We start from the raw sequence: 22,336 nt of genomic DNA, 5'->3' as shown, positions 1-22,336 counted from the left end.
ACCTTTCCGAACAGAGAAGTTAAGCCCGTTTGCGCCGATGGTACTACTATTGTGGAAGAGTAGGTCGCCGCCTTTTTTGAAAGTCCTAATTACAAACGTAATTAGGACTTTTTTTCGTTTATAGTTATTACTAATTTAAACCATAAAAAAACCAGCAATAATGCTGATCTTAATATTTATTATAAAGTAAATAATATTGTGCTTACTTAAAAATTTATCCTTTGATAACTCCTCTAGAAATTACAATTTTCTGAATTTCAGAAGTACCTTCATAAATTTGAGTAATCTTTGCATCACGCATTAAACGTTCTACATGATACTCTTTAACGAAACCATTACCACCGTGAATTTGTACAGCTTCAACCGTTTGTTCCATGGCTACTTTAGAAGCATATAATTTTGCCATCGCACTTGACATATCGTAATTATTACCTTGATCTTTATCCCAAGCGGCTTTCATTACTAAGTGTCTAGCAGCATTGATTTCTGTATACATGTCAGCTAACTTAAAAGCAATAGCTTGATGATTACAAATCTCTGTGCCGAAAGCTTTACGTTCTTTAGAATATTTTAAAGCTAGCTCGTATGCGCCTTGTGCTATACCTAAAGCTTGAGAAGCAATACCTATGCGTCCGCCGGATAAGGTTTTCATCGCAAATTTAAAACCAAAACCATCTTCACCAATTCTATTTTCTTTAGGAACTTTTACGTCATTAAATTGTAATGTATGTGTGTCGCTTCCACGAATGCCTAATTTATCTTCTTTAGGTCCAACGTCAAAACCAGGAGTTCCTTTTTCGACAATAAAAGCATTAATACCTCGATGTCCTTTTTCTCTATCCGTTTGAGCAATGACTAAATAGACATCTGCTCTTCCTCCACTAGTAATCCAATTTTTAGTGCCATTAATAACATAATGATCTCCTTTCTCTATCGCGGTTGTTTTTTGTGATGTAGCATCACTGCCAGCTTCAGGCTCACTTAAACAAAATGCACCAACATATTCACCTGTTGCTAATTTTGTTAAATACTTTTGTTTTTGATCTTCATTACCATAAGCTTCGAGACCATAACATACTAATGAATTATTCACAGAGACTATAACTGATGCAGAGGCATCAATTTTAGAAAGCTCTTCCATAATAAGAACATAAGAAGTCGCATTCATACCACTTCCTCCATATTTTGGATCTACCATAATTCCCATAAAACCTAAGTCACCCATTTTACGAACAAGTTCATTTGGGAATGACTGTTTTTCATCACGTTCTATTACTCCAGGAAGTAATTCTGTTTGAGCAAAATCGCGAGCAGCTTCGCGAATCATTTGATGCTCTTCTGTTAAGCTAAAATCCATAAATGTATTCTGTTATTAATTCAATAAAATGCGATACAAAGATAACTTTTTGTTGTCTTATTTTCAATATATAATATTATTTTTACGAATATGTTAGCAGGTGATTTTAATGTAATAGCTTTAATGTCTGGTACTTCTTTAGATGGTATAGATATAGTTTACATTAATTTTTTTTATGAAAAGGATTTGAGTTTTAAAATTAAACATGCCAAAACTTATGAATACTCTAAGGACTGGAAATTAATTTTAAGTAACTTAACTCAAAAATCGAAAAGCGAGCTAAAAATTATAGATCAAGATTATACGTTGTTTTTAGCAGATGTAATTTTAAATTTTATAGCAATTAATTCAATTGAGACTATTGATTTTATATCATCTCATGGTCATACAGCACTACATCAACCAGAAAAGTGTCTAACTTATCAAATAGGAAATCGTCAAGAGTTAGCAAACAAATTAAATCATAAAGTAATTTGTGATTTTAGAGTACAAGATGTAGAATTAGGAGGTCAAGGAGCACCATTGGTTCCTATTGGTGATTTGTTGTTGTTTTCAGATTATGACTATTGTCTTAATTTGGGCGGATTTGCTAATGTGTCATTCGATATTAAAGGGAAACGAATTGCCTATGATATATGCCCAGTTAATATTGTTCTAAATCATTATGTTAAACGTTTGGGGTTTGAATACGATGATAAAGGAGAAATAGCTTCCAAAGGAAAAATTAATGACGTATTATTAAGAGATCTTAATGGTTTAGCATTTTATAAAGAGTTGCCTCCAAAATCTTTAGGGTTAGAATGGGTGCAAAAAAACATGTTATCAAAGATTGATGTTTATAATCTTCAAATTAAAGATGTTTTAAGAACTTTTATTGAGCATATAGCAATTCAAATTTCTAAAGAATTAGAAAAAAGTTATACTTCCGTCTTAATTACAGGAGGTGGAGTTTATAATAGTTTTTTGATAAAACGCATAAAAACTCATACAAAAACTTCAATAATAATTCCTTCAGCAGCTATTATAGAATATAAAGAAGCACTGATTTTCGGACTCTTAGGAGTATTAAAACATAGAGGCGAAGTTAACTGCCTTGCTAGTGTAACCGGAGCTTCAAGAGATCATTCTTCAGGAAGAATTTTAATTCCTAAAATTAAGATATAATTTACAATAGCGCTTCAGAGTTTTTTATATTTGTAAGGACTAAAAATAACTAATTTGATTAAAATCTTATTGTATAAATACGGACATAAATTTTTTAGGATGACTAATAAAGCTTATGTTGCTAAATGTATTTTTACAATAACTCACCGCAACAATTAAGATAATAACTTTTAAGATTGTATTAAAACAGTATAATATATGGAAACCATTATAATTTTAGTATTTGTATTTGGCTACTTAGCAATTACACTTGAGCATAGTATAAAAATAGACAAACTTATTCCTGCATTAGTGATGATGGCAGTGAGTTGGGCACTTATCTCTTTAGGTATTGATGCTTTTCCACAATGGTTTGATTCTGCGAAGCATACACTAATGGATAATTTTGGTTTGCTTTCTCATGAGGAAAAAACGCACCTTATGGAAGAAACACTATTGCATCATTTAGGTAAAACAGCTGAGATCTTGGTGTTTCTTTTAGGGGCAATGACTATTGTAGAAATCATTGATTATTTTGATGGATTCTCTACTATAAAAAATGCAGTTAACTTTAGAAGTAGGAAAAAACTATTATGGATGTTTTCTATTTTAGCATTTTTGCTTTCTGCAATTATAGATAACTTAACAGCAACAATAGTGCTAATATCTATATTGCAAAAAATTGTAAAAAATAGAGATATTAGAATATGGTACGCAGGTTTAATCATTATTGCTGCTAATGCTGGCGGAGCATGGTCACCTATTGGAGATGTAACTACAACAATGTTGTGGATTGGTGATAAAGTATCTACAGGAAAACTATTTATTTACTTATTTATACCATCATTATTATGTATGGTTGTGCCAACCTTTGTTGCTTCTTTTTTAAAGCCATTTAAAGGCGAATTAGAAATAAATGAAGACGACAATAAACCTAAAAGCAAGTTTAGTTCTACGATGCTTTTTTTAGGTTTAGGTGCTATTGTCTTTGTTCCGGTTTTTAAAGTTATTACACATTTGCCTCCATATGTGGGTATGATGCTATCGTTAGGAGTTGTGGCTATCTTTGCTGAGATTTACAGCAATTCTAAATTTGCAATATCTGCAATAAGCTCAGAAGAGCATAATGAGGACTCAAATCATAGTCCAGTGCACCATTCGTTATCTAGAATTGAGTTGCCAAGTATTTTATTCTTCTTAGGAATTTTAATGGCTGTAGCTGCTTTAGAGTCATTAGGTATATTATTTGGTTTTGCAAATACATTACAAGAAACAATGCCTATGCTAAATACTGAATTACACAGCGATGGTGTATCAGATTTAGTAGTCTTATTATTAGGCGTAGGATCTGCAGTTATAGATAACGTTCCGTTAGTAGCTGCAAGTTTAGGGATGTTTACAGAATCATTAGATAATGAATTGTGGCATTTTATCGCATATTCAGCAGGTACAGGTGGTAGTATGTTAATTATTGGTTCTGCAGCAGGTGTTGTAGCTATGGGAATGGAAAAAATAGATTTTTTCTGGTACTTAAAGAAAATTTCTTGGTTAGCTTTATTAGGCTTTATTGTTGGTGCAGCAGCATTTATGGTAACAAGAAGTATTTTCTAATATACTTAAGTTAAAAACTAAGCGTTATTACACTAATCGAAATCAATTTTTAAGACTTAAACTATGATATTACAAAGTAATATTCAAGAAGCAACAGAAACGCTAGTTGATGGTGAATCTACAGAAAAAACATTGTCAATTATTGAATTGATAAGTAGTGGAGGAACTGCAGGAATGGTAATCATTGCAATTCTTTTTGTGCTTTTAGTAATAGCAACATATATTTATTTTGAACGTTTATTTGCTATCAAAGCAGCTTCTAAAGTAGATTCAAATTTCATGAATCAAATAAAAGATCATGTAAGTAATGGTAAGGTAGATTCTGCTCAAATGTTATGTGCACAGGTAAACTCTCCAGTTTCTAGATTAATTAATAAAGGTATTACCAGAATCGGGAAGCCACTTGAAGATATTAATACAGCCATTGAAAATGCAGGACGACTAGAAGTTTATGGCTTAGAAAAAAATGTAAGTGTTTTAGCTACTATATCTGGAGCAGCACCTATGATAGGTTTTTTAGGTACGGTTATAGGAATGATACTTTCTATTTTTGAAATAGCCAATTCAGGCGGACAAATAGATATTAAACTTTTAGCTGATGGATTATATACGGCAATGACAACTACTGTTGGAGGCCTTATCGTTGGTATCATTGGTTACGTAGCCTATAATCATTTAGTAGTAAAAACGAATAAAGTGGTGCATCAAATGGAAGCTAACTCTGTTGAGTTTTTAGATCATTTAAACGAACCTATCTAATGAATATTAGAGGAAGAAATAAAGTCACTCCAGAATTCAATATGTCATCGATGACAGATATTGTATTTCTATTATTGATCTTTTTTATGCTTGCATCTACTCTAGTAACGACTAATGCTATTGATATTATTTTACCTAAAGCTAGTGGAAAAACAGAGAACAAACAATCTGTAGCGGTAAGCATTAAGAAAGACCTAACCTATTATATAGATCAAAAAAGAGTAGGAGTTAGTGTTTTAGAGAATCAATTAATTTCTATTTTATCTAAACAGAACACTCCAACAATAGTGTTAAGAGCAGAGAAATCTGTACCCGTAGAAAATGTAGTAAAGGTTATGGATATTGCTAATAGAAATAAATTTAAAGTCATTTTAGCAGTAAAGCCTAATTAAAAAGGCACTGTTTTTTTAAGTACTACTTTTTTAATAACAAAATATATTTTGAAATACTTTGAGACCAAACACGAACGTAATTCAGCAAGAATAACAGCTTTATTAATTGTTATTCTAGTGTTGTTGTTATTCGTAGTTGGGCCGCCGTATATAGATCCGCCAGAAGAATATGGTGTCGCAGTAAATTTTGGAACTACGGATTTTGGTAGTGGTAGTAAACCATTAAGTAGGCCAAATAAAGCAGAAATTCCTAAAAAAGTAGAGGAAACCCAACCTAAACAAGAAAAAGTAGAACCTAAAGTTGCAGAAAGTAAGGCTGAAGATGTTTTAACACAAGAAAATGCTGAAGCCATAGCTATTAAAAAAAGAGAAGAAGCTGAGGCAAAGGCAAAAGTAGAAGCAGAACGTATTGAGCGTTTAAAGCAAGAAGCTGAAGAGAAAAAACGTAGAGAAGAAGCTGAAAAAAGAAAGAGACTAGATAATCTTATAGGAGGTGTAAAGAATTCTCAAGATTCTGATAATGGTGGTGAAGGTCCGGATAATCAAGCAGGAAATAAAGGACAGTTAGATGGAAATCCATATGCACCAAGTTATTTTGGTGGGTCTGGTCCAGGTAAAGGAGGTGTAGGTTACGGACTTAATGGAAGAGGACGACCAACGAAACAAATTTATAAACAAGACTGTAATGAATACGGTTTAGTTGTTGTTCGTATTGAAGTGAATAAAAGCGGGCAAGTCATTAAGGCTGAACCAGGTGCAAGAGGTACCACCAATACACATCCTTGTTTATTAGAGCCTGCAAAAAAAATAGCATTATCTCATAAATGGCCAGCAGATTCTAAAGCACCAACAACCCAAGTAGGTTTTGTAAGTATCAACTTTTCGGTAAGCCAATAATGAATTATCAAGAGACCGTTGATTGGATGTTTCAACAGTTGCCTATGTATCAAGCAAAAGGCAAAGCGGCATATAAAACAGATTTAAGCAATACTATTCTTTTAGCAAAACATCTTAAAAACCCTGAACATAAATTTAAAAGTATTCATGTTGCTGGTACCAATGGTAAAGGTTCAACATGCCATATTCTAGCCTCTATTTTACAAGAAGCTGGTTATAAAGTTGGGCTATATACATCACCTCATTTAAAAGATTACAGAGAACGGATTAAAATAAATGGCAAGACAATTAGTAAACAATTTGTTAGAGGTTTTGTAAAAAAACATAAAATATTCTTTGAAGTAAATGCCTTATCTTTTTTTGAAATGACTGTAGGATTAGCTTTTGATTATTTCGCAAAAAAAGAAGTAGATATAGCAATTATAGAAGTAGGACTTGGAGGAAGACTAGACTCAACTAATATTATTAACCCTGAAGTTTCTGTAATTACTAATATTGGATTAGATCACACACAATTTTTAGGAGATACTTTACCGCTTATAGCTGCAGAGAAAGCAGGAATCATTAAAAAAAATATTCCAATTGTAATAGGAGAGACACATATTGAAACAACATCAATTTTTAATAGAATTGCCAAAGAAAATAAGTCAGAGATTACATTTGCAGACAAAATAGATAATGTAAAAATTTATGAAACTGATTTAAAAGGGAGTTATCAAAAAAATAATATTAAAACAGTTTTAGTCACTTTAAAAAAATTACAAAACAAACAGTTTAAGATTAGTAAGAGTAATATAACCAAGGGGTTATTAAATGTTGTAAAAAATACAGGGCTATTAGGAAGATGGCAGATATTAAATGAAGTACCTAAGATTGTATGTGATACAGCTCATAACAAAGAAGGGTTAAGTTATGTCATGAAACAATTAGCATTTGAAACTTATAATAACTTACATATTGTTTTTGGTATTGTTAATGATAAAGATTTAGATTCAATTTTACCACTATTACCGAAAGAAGCAACTTATTATTTTTGTAAACCTATGATTGAGAGAGGTTTTGATGCAGGGAGATTACAAGACATATTTCGCAAAAAAGGATTTACTGGTAATGCATATTCATCAGTAAAAGAAGCATTAAATATGGCTAAAAATAGAGTCACTAATAATGACTTTATTTATGTAGGCGGAAGTACATTTGTGGTGGCTGAAATAATATAATATTTTTTATAAAAACCTTTTGAGATTTTAAAAACTAGTCTATATTTGCAATCCAAATAAACGGGCGCGTAGCTCATCCCGATAACTATCGGGAGGTTCAGAGTCTATAGATTATGCATAAATTGGGTCAGGTTTTCTAATTCTGACAATAAAAAAATTAGGGCGCGTAGCTCAGTTGGTTCAGAGCACTTGGTTTACACCCAAGGGGTCAGGGGTTCGAATCCCTTCGCGCCCACAGAAGTCCACTTTATAGTGGACTTTTTGGTTTTATACATTTAGGGTCATTAACTCAGTTGGTTTAGAGTGTTACCTTGACAGGGTAGAAGTCACTGGTTCGAATCCAGTATGACCCACATCATTCAGAAGTCCTAATGCAAAGCATTGGGTTTTTATTCTGTAACGTCAAAATTTCATTTTGTAAGTAAACGGAATAAAATGGTTTTTGCATAGCAAAAAGGATTTGTAATTGCAGTAGCGGTTCTAGTCTGAATCATCATAGATAATCCAGTATGACCCACAGCAATTATATAATACGTAATATACGTTCTAAAGCCATGCCTCTAGAACCTTTTATTAAAATTGTAGAATCTTTAATAGAAGTTATATTCAAGTCAAGTTTTAAATCTTCAAAAGTTTTATAAGCCTTAATAAAAGAATTGGTTCTAGTTATAAAGAAATTTTCACCAATAATGTAAATATTTTCGGTAAAATTAGTTTCTAGATAATCAACAATAGCTTGATGCTCTTTAGGTGAAGCATTTCCTAATTCAAACATATCTCCTAAAAATAACATCTTGTTTTTGTCTTTTAGTTGTTTAAAATTATCTAATGCAGCTAGCATACTTGTTGGATTGGCGTTGTATGCATCTAAAATAATCTTGTTAGAATTTTGATTAATAATCTGCGAGCGGTTATTCTTAGGGCAATATTTTTCTATACCAAGTATTATTTTATCATTAGGGACATTAAAATGATGTCCTATAGCTACGGCAGAAGCTATATTACCGTAATTATATTTGCCAATCAATTGACTCCTAATTTCTATACCATTATATAGGACAGAAACAAATGGGTCTGCAGATTTAAATTGTATAGAAGTATCATTGTTATTAGATGTTCCAAAACGAATAACATTATTATAGCTGCCAATTTGTTTCACCTGTATTGAATCGTCAGTATTACAAAAAATAGTTTTGCTATTAGTTTTTAGATAATCATATAATTCTGATTTTCCTTTTATAATACCTTCAATACCACCAAAACCTTCCATATGCGCTTTTCCAAAATTGGTAATTAAGCCATAATCAGGTTCTGCTATATTAGACAGAAACGAAATTTCTTTTTGATGATTTGCACCCATTTCTACAATGCCATATTCTGTATCTTTATTAAAAGCGAGTAAAGTTAAAGGCACGCCAATATGATTATTGAAATTGCCATTAGTGGCTTGCACTTTGTAAGATTCATTTAAAACAGAGTAGATTAACTCTTTAGTAGTTGTTTTACCATTACTTCCTGTTAAACCAATTATAGTAGTACTTATTGATCTTCTATGAAATTGAGCTAGATCCTGTAATGTTTGTAAAACATCCTTAACTAAAATAAATCGATCATATTTTTTAGCTAAACTTTCGTCATCTATAATGCAATAGGAAGCACCACTTAATAAAGCTTTTTCTGCAAATAAATTGCCATTAAAATTTTCTCCTTTTAGAGCGAAATAGAGGTCGCCTTCTTTTAACTTTCGGGTATCTGTACAAACAGACGTGTTTTTTATAAATATATTGTAGAGTTCTTCAATCTTCATGTTATAAAAATAAAAAAGTCCTAACAAACAAGTTAGGACTTTCTAATTATATTATAAATGTTTATTAATTACGTTTCTTTTTATCTGTTCTAGATTTAGATCCAACTCTAGATACAGCACATCTAAAACCAATATAGTCTGTAGCCATATCTTGTGGGAAATAGCGTCTTTGTGCTGGATCAATCCAGTATGAGCGATCTTTCCAAGAACCACCTTTATAAACTCTTACTTCATCATTAATTAAAGATGTTCTTTTGTCAGACTTATCAAACTCTTTAATCAATTTATTATCTGAAGAATCTTTAGCAATTTTATGCTTAGGTGAATTGTACATTTTACGAGTGACATCACCTTTTTCAACTCTATCTTCTTCAAAATTATCATTGTAATATTTAGAAGATTTTACGTCACCGTCTCTAAAGTTTCTATGATCGCTCTTGTCAAAGTTAGTTCTTAAATAAGTTTCGTTATCATCAACAGGAACTTGAGCAATTTCTCCTTTAAGTTGACGAGCAATAATCTTACCGTTACTTAAGGTATCAAAAATAGTTTCTTCAACTATTTTAACAGTACCATCAGCATTTAATGCATTTTTATAATATGCATTACCTCTAAAGTAATTAAAGTCATTAAATTCATCATCTACTATTGGTCGGTATACATCTGCAACCCATTCGGCTACATTACCAGCCATATCATATAATCCAAAATCATTAGGCTCATAAAATTTAACTTCTTGTGTAATATCTGCACCATCATCAGACCATCCAGCTATTCCACCAAAATCACCTTTACTTTGTTTAAAGTTAGCTAATTGATCTCCGCGTTTTGCACGTTTACCAGAACGTGTATATTGTCCGTCCCATGGATACTTTTTACGACCTCTATAGATGTTATAGCTTCTTAATTCACTTAAGCCTAAAGCAGCATATTCCCATTCTACTTCTGTAGGTAATCTATATTTTATCGGAATTACTCCAGTTTCTCTATTTGCATAGATGTTGATAGGATCTCCATTTGCATCAACTTGAGGTCTTCTTTTACCACCAGTAAGAACATCTTCATTTCCTCCATAAGTTTGAGTTGGAGCATTAATATATGTGTCGGTGCTAAATGAACTGTCTGAATTTAAGTCAGTATATTGAGCATCTCTTTTTAGGTAACCTGCTTCTTGCAGAGCCATTTCAGCAACTCTATCTGTTCTCCAACCTGCATATTCTACAGCCTGTATCCAACTTACTCCAACAACTGGGTAGTTTGCATAGGCAGGATGACGTAGATAATTCTCTGTCATCATCTCGTTATAACCTAGACGATTTCTCCATACTAAAGTATCTGGTAAAGCTCCTTTATATATAGAAGCATATGCTGGATCTTCAGGTGGATAAACACGTCTTAAATAATCTAAATACGCTAAGTAGTTAAGGTTAGTAACTTCAGCTTCGTCCATATAAAAAGATTGAACATGCTGTTGATTAGGGTTGTTGTTCCAATCATGCATTGGATCATCCTGTACTTTACCCATTGTAAAAGTACCTCCTTCTACAAAGGATGTTCCTGGAGGCGTTTCTTGTTCTTTAAAATTGGTGTTGTACTGAAAGCCACCTTTTTTATCATTAATGGCCCAGCCAGTAGCACTATCGACATTGCTGCCAGAGCTAGATGAGCGTTTGCAACTAACAACAGTAATTGCTAGGGCGGCAATTACTAGATATTTGAGGTTTGAGGCATTTTTCATATCCATACTTTTAAGTAAGTTCGTTTATTTCGACGTGCAATATAGTAATTTAAGGTAAACATCCAACATTTTTTATCGTCAAAATGCAAAAAAATGTGTATTTCATCCTTTTTTTTAAACATTACAACGGATTTTTTGCGTTTTTACCGATGTAATTCATCTTAGGAAAACGCTAAAGAAAATAAAATATTGTTGTACTTTTGAAATAAAAAGCAGAACCTTATAATAAGCCTTTTTCTTAGGCGTTATTTAATCATGAAAAAGAGCTTTACACTCACTCTATTTTTAATTTATCTTTTTTCATTTTCTCAACAAAAGCAATATGTTATTAATTGGGAAGGTGTTCGTGTTTTAGAATCGGACTATTCAAAAATTGAAATACCATCATTTAATTCTAATCATTTTAGTTATAATGATGAAACAGGATTAACCTATTTTGCACAATGGGATAACAATAACATTATAAATGAAAATTCGGTAAGGTTAACAAATGTTAGCTATGCTCAAATAACTATAGCAGAGTTAAAAGATTTAAAACCAGAACTTATTCCTTCAGAGTTACGATATACCCTTAAAAACACAAAAGCTAGAGATAAGCGATCCGCATATTTTGAATTAACACCTATTATTAACGATAATGGAGTTTATAAAAAAGTAACAGCATTTACTGTAAATTATAATTTTGGTGCTAATAACCGTTCATCTAACTCAGCATTTTTAAATAGAACACCATTTAACTCAGTTTTAGAGTCTGGAGATTGGTATCGTTTTACAGTAGATACAACAGGTGTTTTTCAATTGACTAGAAATTTTTTAAATCAGTTAGGCGTTAATACAAATGCAGTAGACCCAAGAACAATAAAAATATTCGGTAATGGAGGTAGAATGTTACCATTACCTAATTCGGTAGATTACCCAATAGATTTAACAGAGAATGCAATTCAGTTTGTTGGTGAAGAAGACGGAAGTTTTGATAGTAATGACTTTATACTATTTTATGCACAAGGACCAACAGGTTTTACACAAGAGAGTAATACAAACTTAAATTTATACAGTGATGAATCTTTTTATTATGTTAATGTAAGTTCTGGTAATGGTAAACGAATAGCTCCGCTTATACAACCAGAAGGTGAACCTACATTAATAATAGATAATTTTCAGGCCAATCAGTTTTATGAAGTTGATGAGTTTAACTTAGTCAGACTAGGAAGACGATGGTTTGGAGATAGTTTTAATGTTGAAAATCAACGAAGTTATACCTTTAACTTTCCTAATATAGACACTTCAGAACCTGCTAGATTTACCATTACGTTTGGCTCAATTGCAGAAACATCTACGTCTATGGCTGTTAGTATAAATGGTAATAATGTGTCTAATATAAGTTTTCCTATAGTAGATCTTGAAGGAACAGTAATAGCTAGCGGAGGACAATATGTAGGTAATGTGAATCTTACTAGTGATGAGATTGGAATTAACTTAGATTATGAAAATAACGGAAACCCTACCACGATAGCACATTTAGACTATATTAATATTGAAGCTACTCGAAGACTTGAGTATGTTGACGAACAATTATTATTTACTAATAGAAACGTAGCTATTAACTCAGGAATTGCTCAATATAACTTAACAAACACTTCTAGCGTATCTCAAATATGGGATATTACTGATAGGTTCAATGTTACTTCATTTTCAAATTCAGATCAGAATAGTGAAATAAATCTTAAAGCTATAGCAGGAGAAGAACGAACTTATATTGCGTTTTCCAATTCAGATTTTTTTGAACCTAGAAGAACATCGAATTCTCAGGTAGCTAATCAGAATTTAAAAGGAACTATTTTTTTAAATGATGACGGAGTGTTTGAGGACATTGATTACATCATAATTACTCCAGAATTTTTATTAGGCCAAGCCGAACGTTTGGCTGAGATTAATAGAAACCAAAACAATCTTAATGTTAAAGTAGTAATGCTTAACGAAATTTATAATGAGTTCAGTTCTGGGAATCAAGATATCGCTGGAATTAGAAATTTTGTGCGTTACGTGTATGATAATGCAAGTGAAGATAGTAGAAGGCTTAAATATCTAGGGCTTTTTGGAGATGCATCATACGATTACAAAGACAGAATTCGAAACAATACCAATATAGTACCATCTTGGTTTTCTGTCAATAGCTTTAGTTTAACAAGTTCGTTTATCTCAGATGATTTTTATGGTGTTTTAGATGTTAACGAAGGCACATTAGCAACATCAGATCGATTAGATGTAGCGGTAGGTCGACTTTTAGCAGATGATTTGCAACGTGCAAAAGATATTGTAGATAAAATAGAAAGGTATTATGCAGAAGAATCCTTTGGTAACTGGCGTAATAATTTATTAGTTGTTTCTGATGATGTGGATGAACCTTTTGAGCGTGTTCTTCAACAAACTACAGATGACCTAGCAACAGAGGCAGCAATAGAAAAACCATTTTTTAATACTATTAAAGTACATTCAGATGCTTTTCAGCAACAATCATCTTCTGGTGGTGATCGTTATCCCGATGCAAATGCAGCAATTAGAGATGCCATAGAAGTGGGTGCTTTGGTAGTTAATTATTTTGGGCATGGAGGAGAAGATGGCCTAGCTGATGAACGTATATTTATTACCAATGACGCACAAGAGGTGAATAATTTTTGCCGATTTAATTGTTTTGTTACTGTTACGTGTGAGTATACGAGATATGACGATCCCAATAGAGCAACTGCTGGTGAGTTTACGTATTGGAATACTAGAGGTGGAGCAGTGGCATTGATAACGACTACTCGTCAAATTTTTGTTACTGTTGGTACAGATTATAACGAAGTGCTAGACGATTATCTTTTTGCATTCGGTTCTAATGAAGTTCCTACAATGGCAGAAGCGTTAAGGCTTACAAAATTAGATCCTCAGATTGCAGGAAGTTTTCAAAATCGCTTAGTACATTTTATTGGAGATCCGGCTATGAAATTAGCAATACCACAACCTAATATTAGACTTACAGCTATAAATGATGTCCCAGTTGGGCAAGATACTGATGTATTGCAGTCATTGTCTAGAATTAAATTGTCTGGTGAAGTTACAGATGAAAATGGTAATGTGCTATCAGATTATAACGGAGTTTTAACGGCTACTGTTTACGATAAAGAAATACAGCGACAAACCTTGGCAAATGATGGAGTAACAGATAGTAATGGATTAATAAGGCTAGATTTCACAACACTTGGCGAAACTATTTTTAATGGCCAAGCTACAATTAACAATGGTGTTTTTGAATTCAATTTTGTGGTTCCAAGAGATATTGGTATTCCTGTAGGTCAAGGCAAAGTGAGCTTTTATGCTAAAAATAACGCGAGATTAGAAGATCAAACAGGATATAGTTTTGATATTCAAGTCGGAGGAATTAATGAAAATGCTGAAGAAGATAATGTAGGTCCTGTGGTTAATTTATTTATGAATGATGAAAACTTTGTTTCTGGTGGAATTACTAATGAGTCACCAACATTATTGGCTAGGTTGCAAGATGCTAATGGTATAAATACAGCAAGCGGAATTGGTCATGATATTTCTGCAATTTTAGATGGAGATGAAACAAACCCGTTTATACTAAATGATTATTACCAAGCAAACGTTGATGATTTTACAAATGGAGTGGTTTCATTTCCATTTAGAGATTTAGAACCAGGATTGCATACCATAACATTAACAGCTTGGGATGTTTATAATAATTCTTCAGAATCCGAAATTCAATTTTTGGTATTCGACAATAATGAAGAATTAGTAATTAATAATGTTCTTAATTACCCTAATCCTTTTGTAGATTATACAGAGTTTTGGTTTAATCATAATAGTAGCGATGTTTTAGATATATCTGTGCAAATCTTTACAGTTTCTGGTAAATTAGTTAAAACAATTAATGGACAAACCAACCAATCAGGGAAATCAACTAGCACACTATCTAGAGATATTGTTTGGGATGGAAGAGATGATTTTGGGGATAAAATAGGAAAAGGAGTATATGTTTATAAACTAAAAGTGAAATCTCAACGTTTAAATAAACAAATCGAGAATATTCAAAAACTTGTAATACTATAATAATCATTTATATTTGTTAACCCTATATAGCTATTTTTACTACAATTAATATGAAAAATTACTTACTATTTATAATTGTTCTTGCGGTTTCGCAAGTATCTATTTCTCAAGAAACGATTACGTTTCCTAATCAATCTACAGTAATTACTACAGGTATTCCATTTACACTTATTGCTCCAGACTCTAGGTCTGCAGGTATGGGAGATATGGGAGTAGCAACTTCAGTTGATGGTTTTTCTCAACAATGGAACCCTGCTAAATATGCATTTTCCGAAGCTAAATCTGGACTTGGGTTAAGCTTTACACCTTATTTAACACGATTAGTTAATGACATATCTATTAGTTATGCTACTTATTTTAATAGATTAAATGAGTTTAGTGCAATTTCTGGGAGTATTAAATATTTTAGTTTGGGAGATATAGTATTAACGCAAGATGCTAATGATCCGGGTATTTCAGTTAGACCTAATGAATATGCTGTAGATTTTGCATATTCACTAAAATTAACAGATCAATTTTCTATGGCAGTAGGTTTAAGATATTTTAGATCAGCACTTAGAATAGGAGAAGTAGACCCTAATGCAAATCCTGCAAGTTCTTTTGGTGCAGATATTACAGGATATTATCAGAGTGAAGAAGAAGCATATAATGATTTTAATGGACGTTGGAGAGCTGGTTTTGCAATACAGAATTTAGGACCTAAATTCACGTATGATGATGGAGGAGAAGATGTGTTTCAGCCAACAAACCTAAGATTAGGTGGTGGTTTCGATTTTATATTTGATCAAAACAGTACATTAGGTATTACTGCAGAAGTTTCAAAATATTTAGTGCCTACTCCGCCATTATTAGGATTTGTAGATACAGATGGAGATGGAGAACAAGGACAAGATGAGCCAACAATAATTACTGAAGGAGAAGATAATGATGTAGGTTTTTTAACGGGTGTTTTTCAATCGTTTGGTGATGCACCAGGAGGGTTTAGTGAGGAGTTAAAAGAATTTACTTGGGCATTAGGTGCAGAATATCTATATCAAGAATCTTTTGCGTTAAGAGCTGGCTATTTTAATGAATCGGATGAAAAAGGAGCACGTAAGTTTTTTACTTTAGGTGCAGGTTTTAAGTATACTACCATTAATATAGACTTATCTTATTTGTTTTCTGCATCAAGAGTTCAAAGTCCATTAGAAAATACATTACGTTTCTCATTAACATTTAATTTTGGTGACGGTACATATCAAGAATACTAGAAGTTGTATTTTTTCTAACCATATTTAAACTATTGTTTTACGACAATAGTTTTTTGTCTTAAAAAGATTCAGAATGAAGGAAGTTAAAATAGAAACCGTTTTAGAAGTTTATAGTAATCTACAGGAGCTTCCCGATGATATACAAAAATTAATGCAAGCCGCTATTAATGCACGTAATAATGCTTACTCTCCGTATTCAAATTTTAATGTAGGTGCTGCTATTTTGTTAGATAATAATGAAACTATTATTGGCAGTAATCAAGAGAACGCCTCATATCCATCTGGTTTATGTGCAGAGCGTACAGCAATATATTATGCCGGAGCAAAATTTTCTAACGCTAAAATGCTAAAAATAGCCATAAGTGCTTCTTCTCAAAATCAATTAACAACTCAGCCAATACCACCATGTGGTGCTTGCAGACAAGCAATAGCAGAATATGAGATAAAACAGTCGCTGCCTATAGAAATTTATTTTATGGGAGCTGAAGGTAAAGTTGTAAAATCTAAATCGTTGGCTAACCTATTGCCATTAGTTTTTGAAAGTTCTGTACTCTAATGCTTTTATTATCTGTAAGCCTTCAATATTTTAATTTTTACCAAATACTGTTTCTTCATTAGTCTCTAAAGTGTTATTTTTGTTTTCAGAGTGTTATCAAAATAATAAGATTCATTATTTATAATTAAAATAGATGAAAAGAATAACTAAAAAAGTTTACCTAAAGTGGTATGAAGATATGTATTTCTGGAGAAAGTTTGAAGACAAACTCGCAGCAGTATACATTCAACAAAAAGTAAGAGGTTTTCTTCATTTGTATAATGGTCAAGAAGCGGTTTTAGCTGGTGCATTACATGCCATGGATTTAACCAAAGATAAAATGATTACGGCATACCGTAATCACGTTCAGCCTATTGGTATGGGAGTTGATCCAAAACGTGTTATGGCAGAATTGTATGGAAAAGCAACAGGAACATCACAAGGTTTAGGAGGATCGATGCATATTTTTTCTAAAGAACATCGTTTTTTTGGAGGTCATGGTATTGTTGGAGGTCAAATTCCTCTAGGAGCAGGTATTGCTTTTGGTGACAAGTACCACGATAAAGATGCTGTTACTATTTGTTGTTTTGGAGATGGAGCAGCAAGACAAGGTTCTTTACATGAAACTTTTAATTTAGCTATGTTATGGAATTTGCCAGTGGTTTTTGTATGTGAAAATAATGGATATGCTATGGGAACTTCAGTAGAACGTACAGCAAACCACACAGATGTATGGAAATTAGGAAGAGGTTATGAAATGCCATCTGGTCCAGTTGATGGTATGAATCCTATTAAAGTTGCTGAAGCTTTTGATGAAGCTATTTCTAGGGCAAGAAGTGGTGGAGGTCCTTCATTTTTAGAAGTAAAAACATATAGATATAGAGGACATTCTATGTCAGATGCACAACATTATAGAACTAAGGAAGAGGTAAATGAATATAAGAAAATTGACCCTATTACTCAGGTTAAAAATATTCTTCTAGAAAAGAAATATGCTACGGAAGATGATATAGCAGCGATTGACAAAAGGGTTAAAGATTTAGTGAAAGAATGCGAAAAATTTGCAGAAGAATCTCCGTATCCAGAAAAGAATGTCATGTATGATGCTGTATATGAGCAAGAAGATTATCCATTTATTGATCATAAAATTAAATAAGTTATGGCAGTAGTAGTAAATATGCCAAGATTAAGTGATACCATGGAAGAAGGTACTGTTGCTTCATGGTTAAAACAAGTTGGCGATAAAATTGAAGAAGGAGATATTCTTGCTGAGATTGAAACAGATAAAGCAACGATGGAGTTTGAATCTTTTAACGAAGGAACATTACTTCATATAGGAGTACAAGAAGGCGAAACCACCGAAGTTGATAAACTCTTAGCTATTATAGGAGAAGAAGGAGAAGATATTTCTGGATTGCTAAATGGTAACACTTCTGAAGAAAAAGAAGATGTCACTCCGAGCGCAGTCGAGGAGTCTCAAGACGATGTCACTCCAAGTGTAGTTGATGAAGCATCTAAGGAAGCGGAATTGCCAGAAGGAGTCATTGTAGTTACTATGCCACGTTTAAGTGATACGATGGAAGAAGGTACTGTAGCTACTTGGTTAAAAAAAGAAGGAGATGTAGTAGAAGAAGGAGATATTCTTGCTGAAATTGAAACAGATAAAGCAACAATGGAATTTGAATCTTTTAATGAAGGTACATTGTTACATATCGGAATTCAAGAAGGTGGATCTGCAAAAGTAGATGCATTATTGGCTATTATTGGTCCTGCAGGAACAGATGTAACTGCTGTAGCAAAAAACTTTAAAATTTCTGGTGGAGATTCAAAACCTGCAGAAGCACCTAAAAAAGTTGAAGCACCAAAAGAAACTAAGAAGAAAACTACACCTGTCACGTCGAGCGCAGTCGAGACGTCTCAAACGACTTCATCTTCTAACGGAAGATTGTACGTGTCGCCATTAGCTAAAAAAATGGCTGAAGAAAAAGGCATTAACTTAAATCAAGTTAATGGTTCTGGTGAAAACGGACGTATTGTAAAACGAGATATTGAAAACTATACACCATCTCAAGCAACAGCTTCTGTTGGTAAGTTTGTGCCAACAGGTCAAGAAGATTTTGATGAGGTTCAAAATTCAAATATGCGTAAAGCAATTGCTAAAAACTTAGTAAAATCTAAGTTTACTGCGCCACATTATTATTTGAATGTAGAGTTTGATATGGAAAATGCAATGGCATTCCGTGCACAATATAATTCTATACCAGATATTAAAATATCGTATAACGATATGATTGTTAAAGCTTGTGCTTTAGCATTAAAACAACATCCTCAAGTTAACTCACGTTGGTTTGATGATCGCATGCAATTAAACAATCACGTACATATTGGTGTTGCTGTAGCGGTACCTGACGGATTGGTAGTGCCAGTGGTACGTTTTGCAAATGAACAGAGTTTACCTCAAATAGGTGCTGCGGTTAAAGATTATGCAGGTAGAGCTAGAGATAAAAAATTGACTTTAGACGAAATGGAAGGCAGTACGTTTACCATTTCTAATTTAGGAATGTTTGGTATTGAGAGTTTTACATCAATTATTAATCAGCCAAATTCTGCGATATTATCGGTTGGAGCTATTGTTGCAAAACCAGTAGTTAAAAATGGCGAAGTCGTAGCAGGGCATACCATGAAATTAACAATGGCTTGCGATCATCGTACTGTTGATGGCGCAACGGGATCACAATTTTTACAAACCTTAAAAGGATATATTGAGAATCCAGTGACGATGCTAGTATAATAAAAATGTCACTCTGAGCGCAGTCGAAGAGTCTCTATAAAAATAAATCCTACCTACTTAGTGGTAGGATTTTATCTTTAAGTAATATTTTGAAAATTTATGTCAATCAGAGTGATTTTCTGTCATATCGAGCGTAGTTGAGATAAAAGAAAATTGTATCGGGACAGGATACTCGAATTGACGGCTTTTTATAATCAATTTCTATTATGTCAAAAAACATCATAATCACAGGGACAAGCCGAGGTATAGGCTTTGAAATGGTTAAATTATTTGCCAGTCAAGGTCATCAAGTATTAGCTTTATCTAGAAACGAAACACCAATTAAAAACTTGAAATTAGATAATGTAATTACTTTTTCGTGTGATTTATGTGAAGCTAATGTTTACAAACAAGTCACTAATTTTATTAAAGAGAATTGGCAACAGGTAGATGTTTTAATTAACAATGCAGGCGCATTACTTAACAAGCCGTTTGCAGAGACTACAATTTCAGATTTTGAAACCGTTTATAAAACGAATGTGTTTGGCGTTTCAGAACTAACACGTGTTGTTATTCCGTTTATGAAAAAAGAAGGACATGTTGTAACTGTTAGCTCTATGGGAGGTGTGCAAGGCAGTTTAAAATTCCCAGGATTGGCGGCTTATAGTTCTAGCAAAGCAGCAGTGATTACATTAACTGAATTACTAGCCGAAGAATATAAAGAAACCGGACCAAATTTTAATGTGCTAGCCTTAGGAGCTGTACAAACAGAGATGTTAGAAGAAGCTTTTCCAGGCTATCAAGCACCAACAACGGCTTTAGAAATGGCAGAATATATTACTGATTTTGCTTTAACAGGAAGTAAATATTATAACGGTAAACTATTACAAGTATCGAACTCTACACCTTGATGCAAAACCAGATTAAAAATTATATTCCCGAAACGGCTTTAGATATTGTTGCGAGTCTATTAGATGAAGAACATCTTGTTGTTAAAATAAAAAATGAACGTAAAACCCGTCATGGAGATTATAGACAGTTACCTAATGGGAAGCATCAGATTACAGTAAATTCTAATTTGAATAAATACCGTTTTTTAATCACTTTAGTTCATGAGATAGCGCATTTAGAAGCGTATAAACGTTTCGGAAAATTTATAAAACCCCATGGTAAAGAATGGAAGCAAACCTTTCAGTATTTAATGCTACCGTTTTTAAATCCAGAAATTTTTCCTAATGAATTATTACCGCTTTTGGCAGAGCATTTTAAAAACCCAAAAGCTTCTAGTGATACGGATTCACAATTAGCACTAGCATTAAAGCAGTTTGATGCGCCAAATGATAAAACTTATGTATTTGAAGTGCCTTTAGGTGTAACATTTAAGTTATATAATGGACGAATATTTAAAAAGGGGCAAAAACGTAGAAAGCGATTTGAATGTATAGAGGTAAATTCAGGAAAGTTGTATCTTTTCAACCCTAATGCTGAGGTGGAATTGTTAAAACAACAACTCCATTCCCTTGAAGAAGGGAATATCACATAAATAAAGAACAATTGTCATTCCTGTGAATCCCGATAGCTATCGAGAAGGAATATAAAAATATATGAATTAATATAGAAAATGTCACCTTGAGCGCAGTCGAAAGGTTACTAATAATAAAATGAAAAACCAAAATTATTACGCCATTTTAATGGCTGGAGGAGTAGGCTCACGATTTTGGCCGATTAGTACTCAAGATTTCCCGAAACAGTTTCACGATATGCTGGGTACAGGAGATACGTTGATACAAAAGACGTTTCATCGCTTAGCTCAATTGATTCCAAAAGAGAATATATTTATACTCACTAATGAACGTTACAACGATCTAGTATTTGAACAATTACCAGAGATAACACAACGGCAAGTCGTTTTAGAACCTGCCATGAGAAATACTGCTCCTTGTATTTTGTATGCGGCATTAAAGATTCAAAAAGAAAACCCTGACGCCGTTATGATTGTTGCACCTAGCGATCATTGGATTGAAGATGAACAAGCTTTTACTAATAATGTGCAACAAGCTTTTGATTTTTGTGGGTCAAACAATGCTTTGATGACTTTGGGTATAACGCCAACATTTCCCAATACAGGTTATGGGTATATAGAATATGATAATACTTCAGGTGATTCTATTAGAAAAGTCAATCAATTCAGAGAAAAACCAAATTATGAAACGGCAAAATCGTTTATTAAACAAGGAAATTTTTTATGGAATGCAGGTATTTTTATGTGGAGTGTAAAAAGCGTTTTAGAAGCATTTAAAAAGAATCAGCCTGAGTTATTCCAACACTTTAAAAACGGATATGAAGCCTATAATACTGAAAAAGAAGGTGCTTTTATAACTGAGAATTATGCTAAGGCCGAAAATATATCTATTGATTATGCGGTGATGGAAAAAAGTGATAATGTCTATGTGATTCCTGCTACTTTTGATTGGAACGATTTAGGAACTTGGGGCAGTTTATACGACAAGTTAGATAAAGATGATACTAATAATGCTGTAGTTAATGCAAAGACACTTTTAGAAGACGCATCAGGAAATATGATTCGTTCTAACAAAGATAAACTCGTGGTTATCGATGGCCTTAAAGATTATATTGTGGTAGATAAGGATGAAGTTTTACTTATCTTTCCTAAAACAAAAGAACAAGATATAAAGAAAGTACTCCAGAATGTAAAAGCTAATTTTGGAGAAGAATACGGTTAA

Annotated in this window: 17 protein-coding genes and 2 tRNA genes; 16 read left to right on the top strand and 3 right to left on the bottom strand. The window is 32.8% G+C overall.

Annotated features, from left to right (window positions below; all coding sequences use genetic code 11):
- Positions 1-214: 214 nt before the first annotated feature.
- Positions 215-1,357, bottom strand: coding sequence for an acyl-CoA dehydrogenase (locus K8Z87_RS09190; protein ID WP_227477205.1), 1,143 nt, complete (start codon positions 1,355-1,357; stop codon positions 215-217).
- Positions 1,358-1,447: 90 nt separating this feature from the next.
- Between K8Z87_RS09190 and K8Z87_RS09185 the strand changes: the two genes are divergently transcribed.
- From K8Z87_RS09185 to K8Z87_RS09150, 8 genes are all read left to right on the top strand, one after another.
- Positions 1,448-2,521 (top strand): anhydro-N-acetylmuramic acid kinase, encoded by a 1,074-nt coding sequence (locus K8Z87_RS09185; RefSeq protein ID WP_227477204.1) that lies wholly within the window; start codon positions 1,448-1,450, stop codon positions 2,519-2,521.
- 198 nt (positions 2,522-2,719) lie between these two features.
- Positions 2,720-4,111 carry a sodium:proton antiporter NhaD gene (gene nhaD / locus K8Z87_RS09180; RefSeq protein ID WP_227477203.1) on the top strand — a complete coding sequence of 464 codons (1,392 nt, stop codon included), beginning with the start codon at positions 2,720-2,722 and terminating at the stop codon, positions 4,109-4,111.
- A gap of 63 nt (positions 4,112-4,174) precedes the next feature.
- Entirely contained in the window at positions 4,175-4,870 is a 696-nt protein-coding gene (locus tag K8Z87_RS09175; RefSeq protein ID WP_227477202.1) for a MotA/TolQ/ExbB proton channel family protein, read from the top strand.
- The gene (locus K8Z87_RS09170) at positions 4,870-5,262 is read left to right on the top strand and encodes an ExbD/TolR family protein (protein ID WP_227477201.1); all 393 of its coding nucleotides are present in this window, start codon (positions 4,870-4,872) and stop codon (positions 5,260-5,262) included. The genes K8Z87_RS09175 and K8Z87_RS09170 overlap by 1 nt, the downstream gene beginning before the upstream one ends.
- Before the next feature lie 48 nt (positions 5,263-5,310).
- Positions 5,311-6,159, top strand: a complete 849-nt coding sequence (locus K8Z87_RS09165; RefSeq protein ID WP_227477200.1) for an energy transducer TonB — start codon at positions 5,311-5,313, stop codon at positions 6,157-6,159.
- The gene (locus K8Z87_RS09160; RefSeq protein ID WP_227477199.1) at positions 6,159-7,379 is read left to right on the top strand and encodes a bifunctional folylpolyglutamate synthase/dihydrofolate synthase; all 1,221 of its coding nucleotides are present in this window, start codon (positions 6,159-6,161) and stop codon (positions 7,377-7,379) included. The genes K8Z87_RS09165 and K8Z87_RS09160 overlap by 1 nt, the downstream gene beginning before the upstream one ends.
- A 160-nt stretch (positions 7,380-7,539) precedes the next feature.
- Positions 7,540-7,614, top strand: a tRNA-Val gene (locus K8Z87_RS09155).
- A gap of 43 nt (positions 7,615-7,657) precedes the next feature.
- Positions 7,658-7,732 (top strand) — tRNA-Val (locus K8Z87_RS09150).
- A gap of 170 nt (positions 7,733-7,902) precedes the next feature.
- Here K8Z87_RS09150 and K8Z87_RS09145 read toward each other — a convergent pair.
- Positions 7,903-9,186, bottom strand: coding sequence for a UDP-N-acetylmuramoyl-tripeptide--D-alanyl-D-alanine ligase (locus K8Z87_RS09145; protein ID WP_227477198.1), 1,284 nt, complete (start codon positions 9,184-9,186; stop codon positions 7,903-7,905).
- 64 nt (positions 9,187-9,250) lie between these two features.
- Positions 9,251-10,930, bottom strand: a complete 1,680-nt coding sequence (gene gldJ, locus K8Z87_RS09140) for a gliding motility lipoprotein GldJ (protein ID WP_227477197.1) — start codon at positions 10,928-10,930, stop codon at positions 9,251-9,253.
- Positions 10,931-11,179: 249 nt separating this feature from the next.
- Between gldJ and porU the strand changes: the two genes are divergently transcribed.
- From porU to K8Z87_RS09100, 8 genes are all read left to right on the top strand, one after another.
- Positions 11,180-15,037: a type IX secretion system sortase PorU gene (porU, locus tag K8Z87_RS09135; protein ID WP_227477196.1), complete on the top strand. Its 3,858-nt coding sequence runs from the start codon at positions 11,180-11,182 to the stop codon at positions 15,035-15,037.
- A 50-nt stretch (positions 15,038-15,087) separates the two neighbouring features.
- A complete protein-coding gene (gene porV / locus K8Z87_RS09130; RefSeq protein ID WP_227477195.1) occupies positions 15,088-16,287 on the top strand; it encodes a type IX secretion system outer membrane channel protein PorV in 1,200 nt (399 codons plus the stop codon).
- Between the two features lie 73 nt (positions 16,288-16,360).
- Positions 16,361-16,843 (top strand): cytidine deaminase, encoded by a 483-nt coding sequence (gene cdd, locus K8Z87_RS09125; protein WP_227477194.1) that lies wholly within the window; start codon positions 16,361-16,363, stop codon positions 16,841-16,843.
- Positions 16,844-16,976: 133 nt separating this feature from the next.
- Positions 16,977-17,978, top strand: a complete 1,002-nt coding sequence (gene pdhA / locus K8Z87_RS09120) for a pyruvate dehydrogenase (acetyl-transferring) E1 component subunit alpha (protein ID WP_227477193.1) — start codon at positions 16,977-16,979, stop codon at positions 17,976-17,978.
- A 3-nt stretch (positions 17,979-17,981) separates the two neighbouring features.
- A complete protein-coding gene (locus K8Z87_RS09115) occupies positions 17,982-19,613 on the top strand; it encodes a pyruvate dehydrogenase complex dihydrolipoamide acetyltransferase (protein WP_227477192.1) in 1,632 nt (543 codons plus the stop codon).
- A gap of 206 nt (positions 19,614-19,819) precedes the next feature.
- On the top strand, positions 19,820-20,503 hold the full coding sequence (locus tag K8Z87_RS09110; protein WP_227477191.1) for an SDR family NAD(P)-dependent oxidoreductase: 684 nt from the start codon (positions 19,820-19,822) through the stop codon (positions 20,501-20,503).
- The gene (locus K8Z87_RS09105) at positions 20,503-21,135 is read left to right on the top strand and encodes a SprT-like domain-containing protein (protein ID WP_227477190.1); all 633 of its coding nucleotides are present in this window, start codon (positions 20,503-20,505) and stop codon (positions 21,133-21,135) included. The genes K8Z87_RS09110 and K8Z87_RS09105 overlap by 1 nt, the downstream gene beginning before the upstream one ends.
- A 118-nt stretch (positions 21,136-21,253) precedes the next feature.
- Positions 21,254-22,336 carry a mannose-1-phosphate guanylyltransferase gene (locus K8Z87_RS09100; RefSeq protein WP_227477189.1) on the top strand — a complete coding sequence of 361 codons (1,083 nt, stop codon included), beginning with the start codon at positions 21,254-21,256 and terminating at the stop codon, positions 22,334-22,336.

Source organism: Winogradskyella immobilis (assembly GCF_021887715.1).
GTDB lineage: Bacteria > Bacteroidota > Bacteroidia > Flavobacteriales > Flavobacteriaceae > Winogradskyella > Winogradskyella immobilis.
Note: the sequence above shows the minus strand (reverse complement) of the source record. Positions and strands in the feature narration are given on the sequence as shown.

Bases quoted from the DNA above. Each gene is read 5' to 3' on its own strand.
- K8Z87_RS09100 (WP_227477189.1), top strand. From the start codon at position 21,254: ATGAAAAACCAAAATTATTACGCCATTTTAATGGCTGGAGGAGTAGGC.
- K8Z87_RS09160 (WP_227477199.1), top strand. From the start codon at position 6,159: ATGAATTATCAAGAGACCGTTGATTGGATGTTTCAACAGTTGCCTATG.
- porV (WP_227477195.1), top strand. From the start codon at position 15,088: ATGAAAAATTACTTACTATTTATAATTGTTCTTGCGGTTTCGCAAGTA.
- K8Z87_RS09110 (WP_227477191.1), top strand. From the start codon at position 19,820: ATGTCAAAAAACATCATAATCACAGGGACAAGCCGAGGTATAGGCTTT.
- K8Z87_RS09190 (WP_227477205.1), bottom strand. From the start codon at position 1,357: ATGGATTTTAGCTTAACAGAAGAGCATCAAATGATTCGCGAAGCTGCT.
- cdd (WP_227477194.1), top strand. From the start codon at position 16,361: ATGAAGGAAGTTAAAATAGAAACCGTTTTAGAAGTTTATAGTAATCTA.
- K8Z87_RS09115 (WP_227477192.1), top strand. From the start codon at position 17,982: ATGGCAGTAGTAGTAAATATGCCAAGATTAAGTGATACCATGGAAGAA.
- gldJ (WP_227477197.1), bottom strand. From the start codon at position 10,930: ATGGATATGAAAAATGCCTCAAACCTCAAATATCTAGTAATTGCCGCC.
- K8Z87_RS09145 (WP_227477198.1), bottom strand. From the start codon at position 9,186: ATGAAGATTGAAGAACTCTACAATATATTTATAAAAAACACGTCTGTT.
- K8Z87_RS09105 (WP_227477190.1), top strand. From the start codon at position 20,503: ATGCAAAACCAGATTAAAAATTATATTCCCGAAACGGCTTTAGATATT.
- porU (WP_227477196.1), top strand. From the start codon at position 11,180: ATGAAAAAGAGCTTTACACTCACTCTATTTTTAATTTATCTTTTTTCA.
- nhaD (WP_227477203.1), top strand. From the start codon at position 2,720: ATGGAAACCATTATAATTTTAGTATTTGTATTTGGCTACTTAGCAATT.
- K8Z87_RS09185 (WP_227477204.1), top strand. From the start codon at position 1,448: ATGTTAGCAGGTGATTTTAATGTAATAGCTTTAATGTCTGGTACTTCT.
- pdhA (WP_227477193.1), top strand. From the start codon at position 16,977: ATGAAAAGAATAACTAAAAAAGTTTACCTAAAGTGGTATGAAGATATG.
- K8Z87_RS09170 (WP_227477201.1), top strand. From the start codon at position 4,870: ATGAATATTAGAGGAAGAAATAAAGTCACTCCAGAATTCAATATGTCA.
- K8Z87_RS09175 (WP_227477202.1), top strand. From the start codon at position 4,175: ATGATATTACAAAGTAATATTCAAGAAGCAACAGAAACGCTAGTTGAT.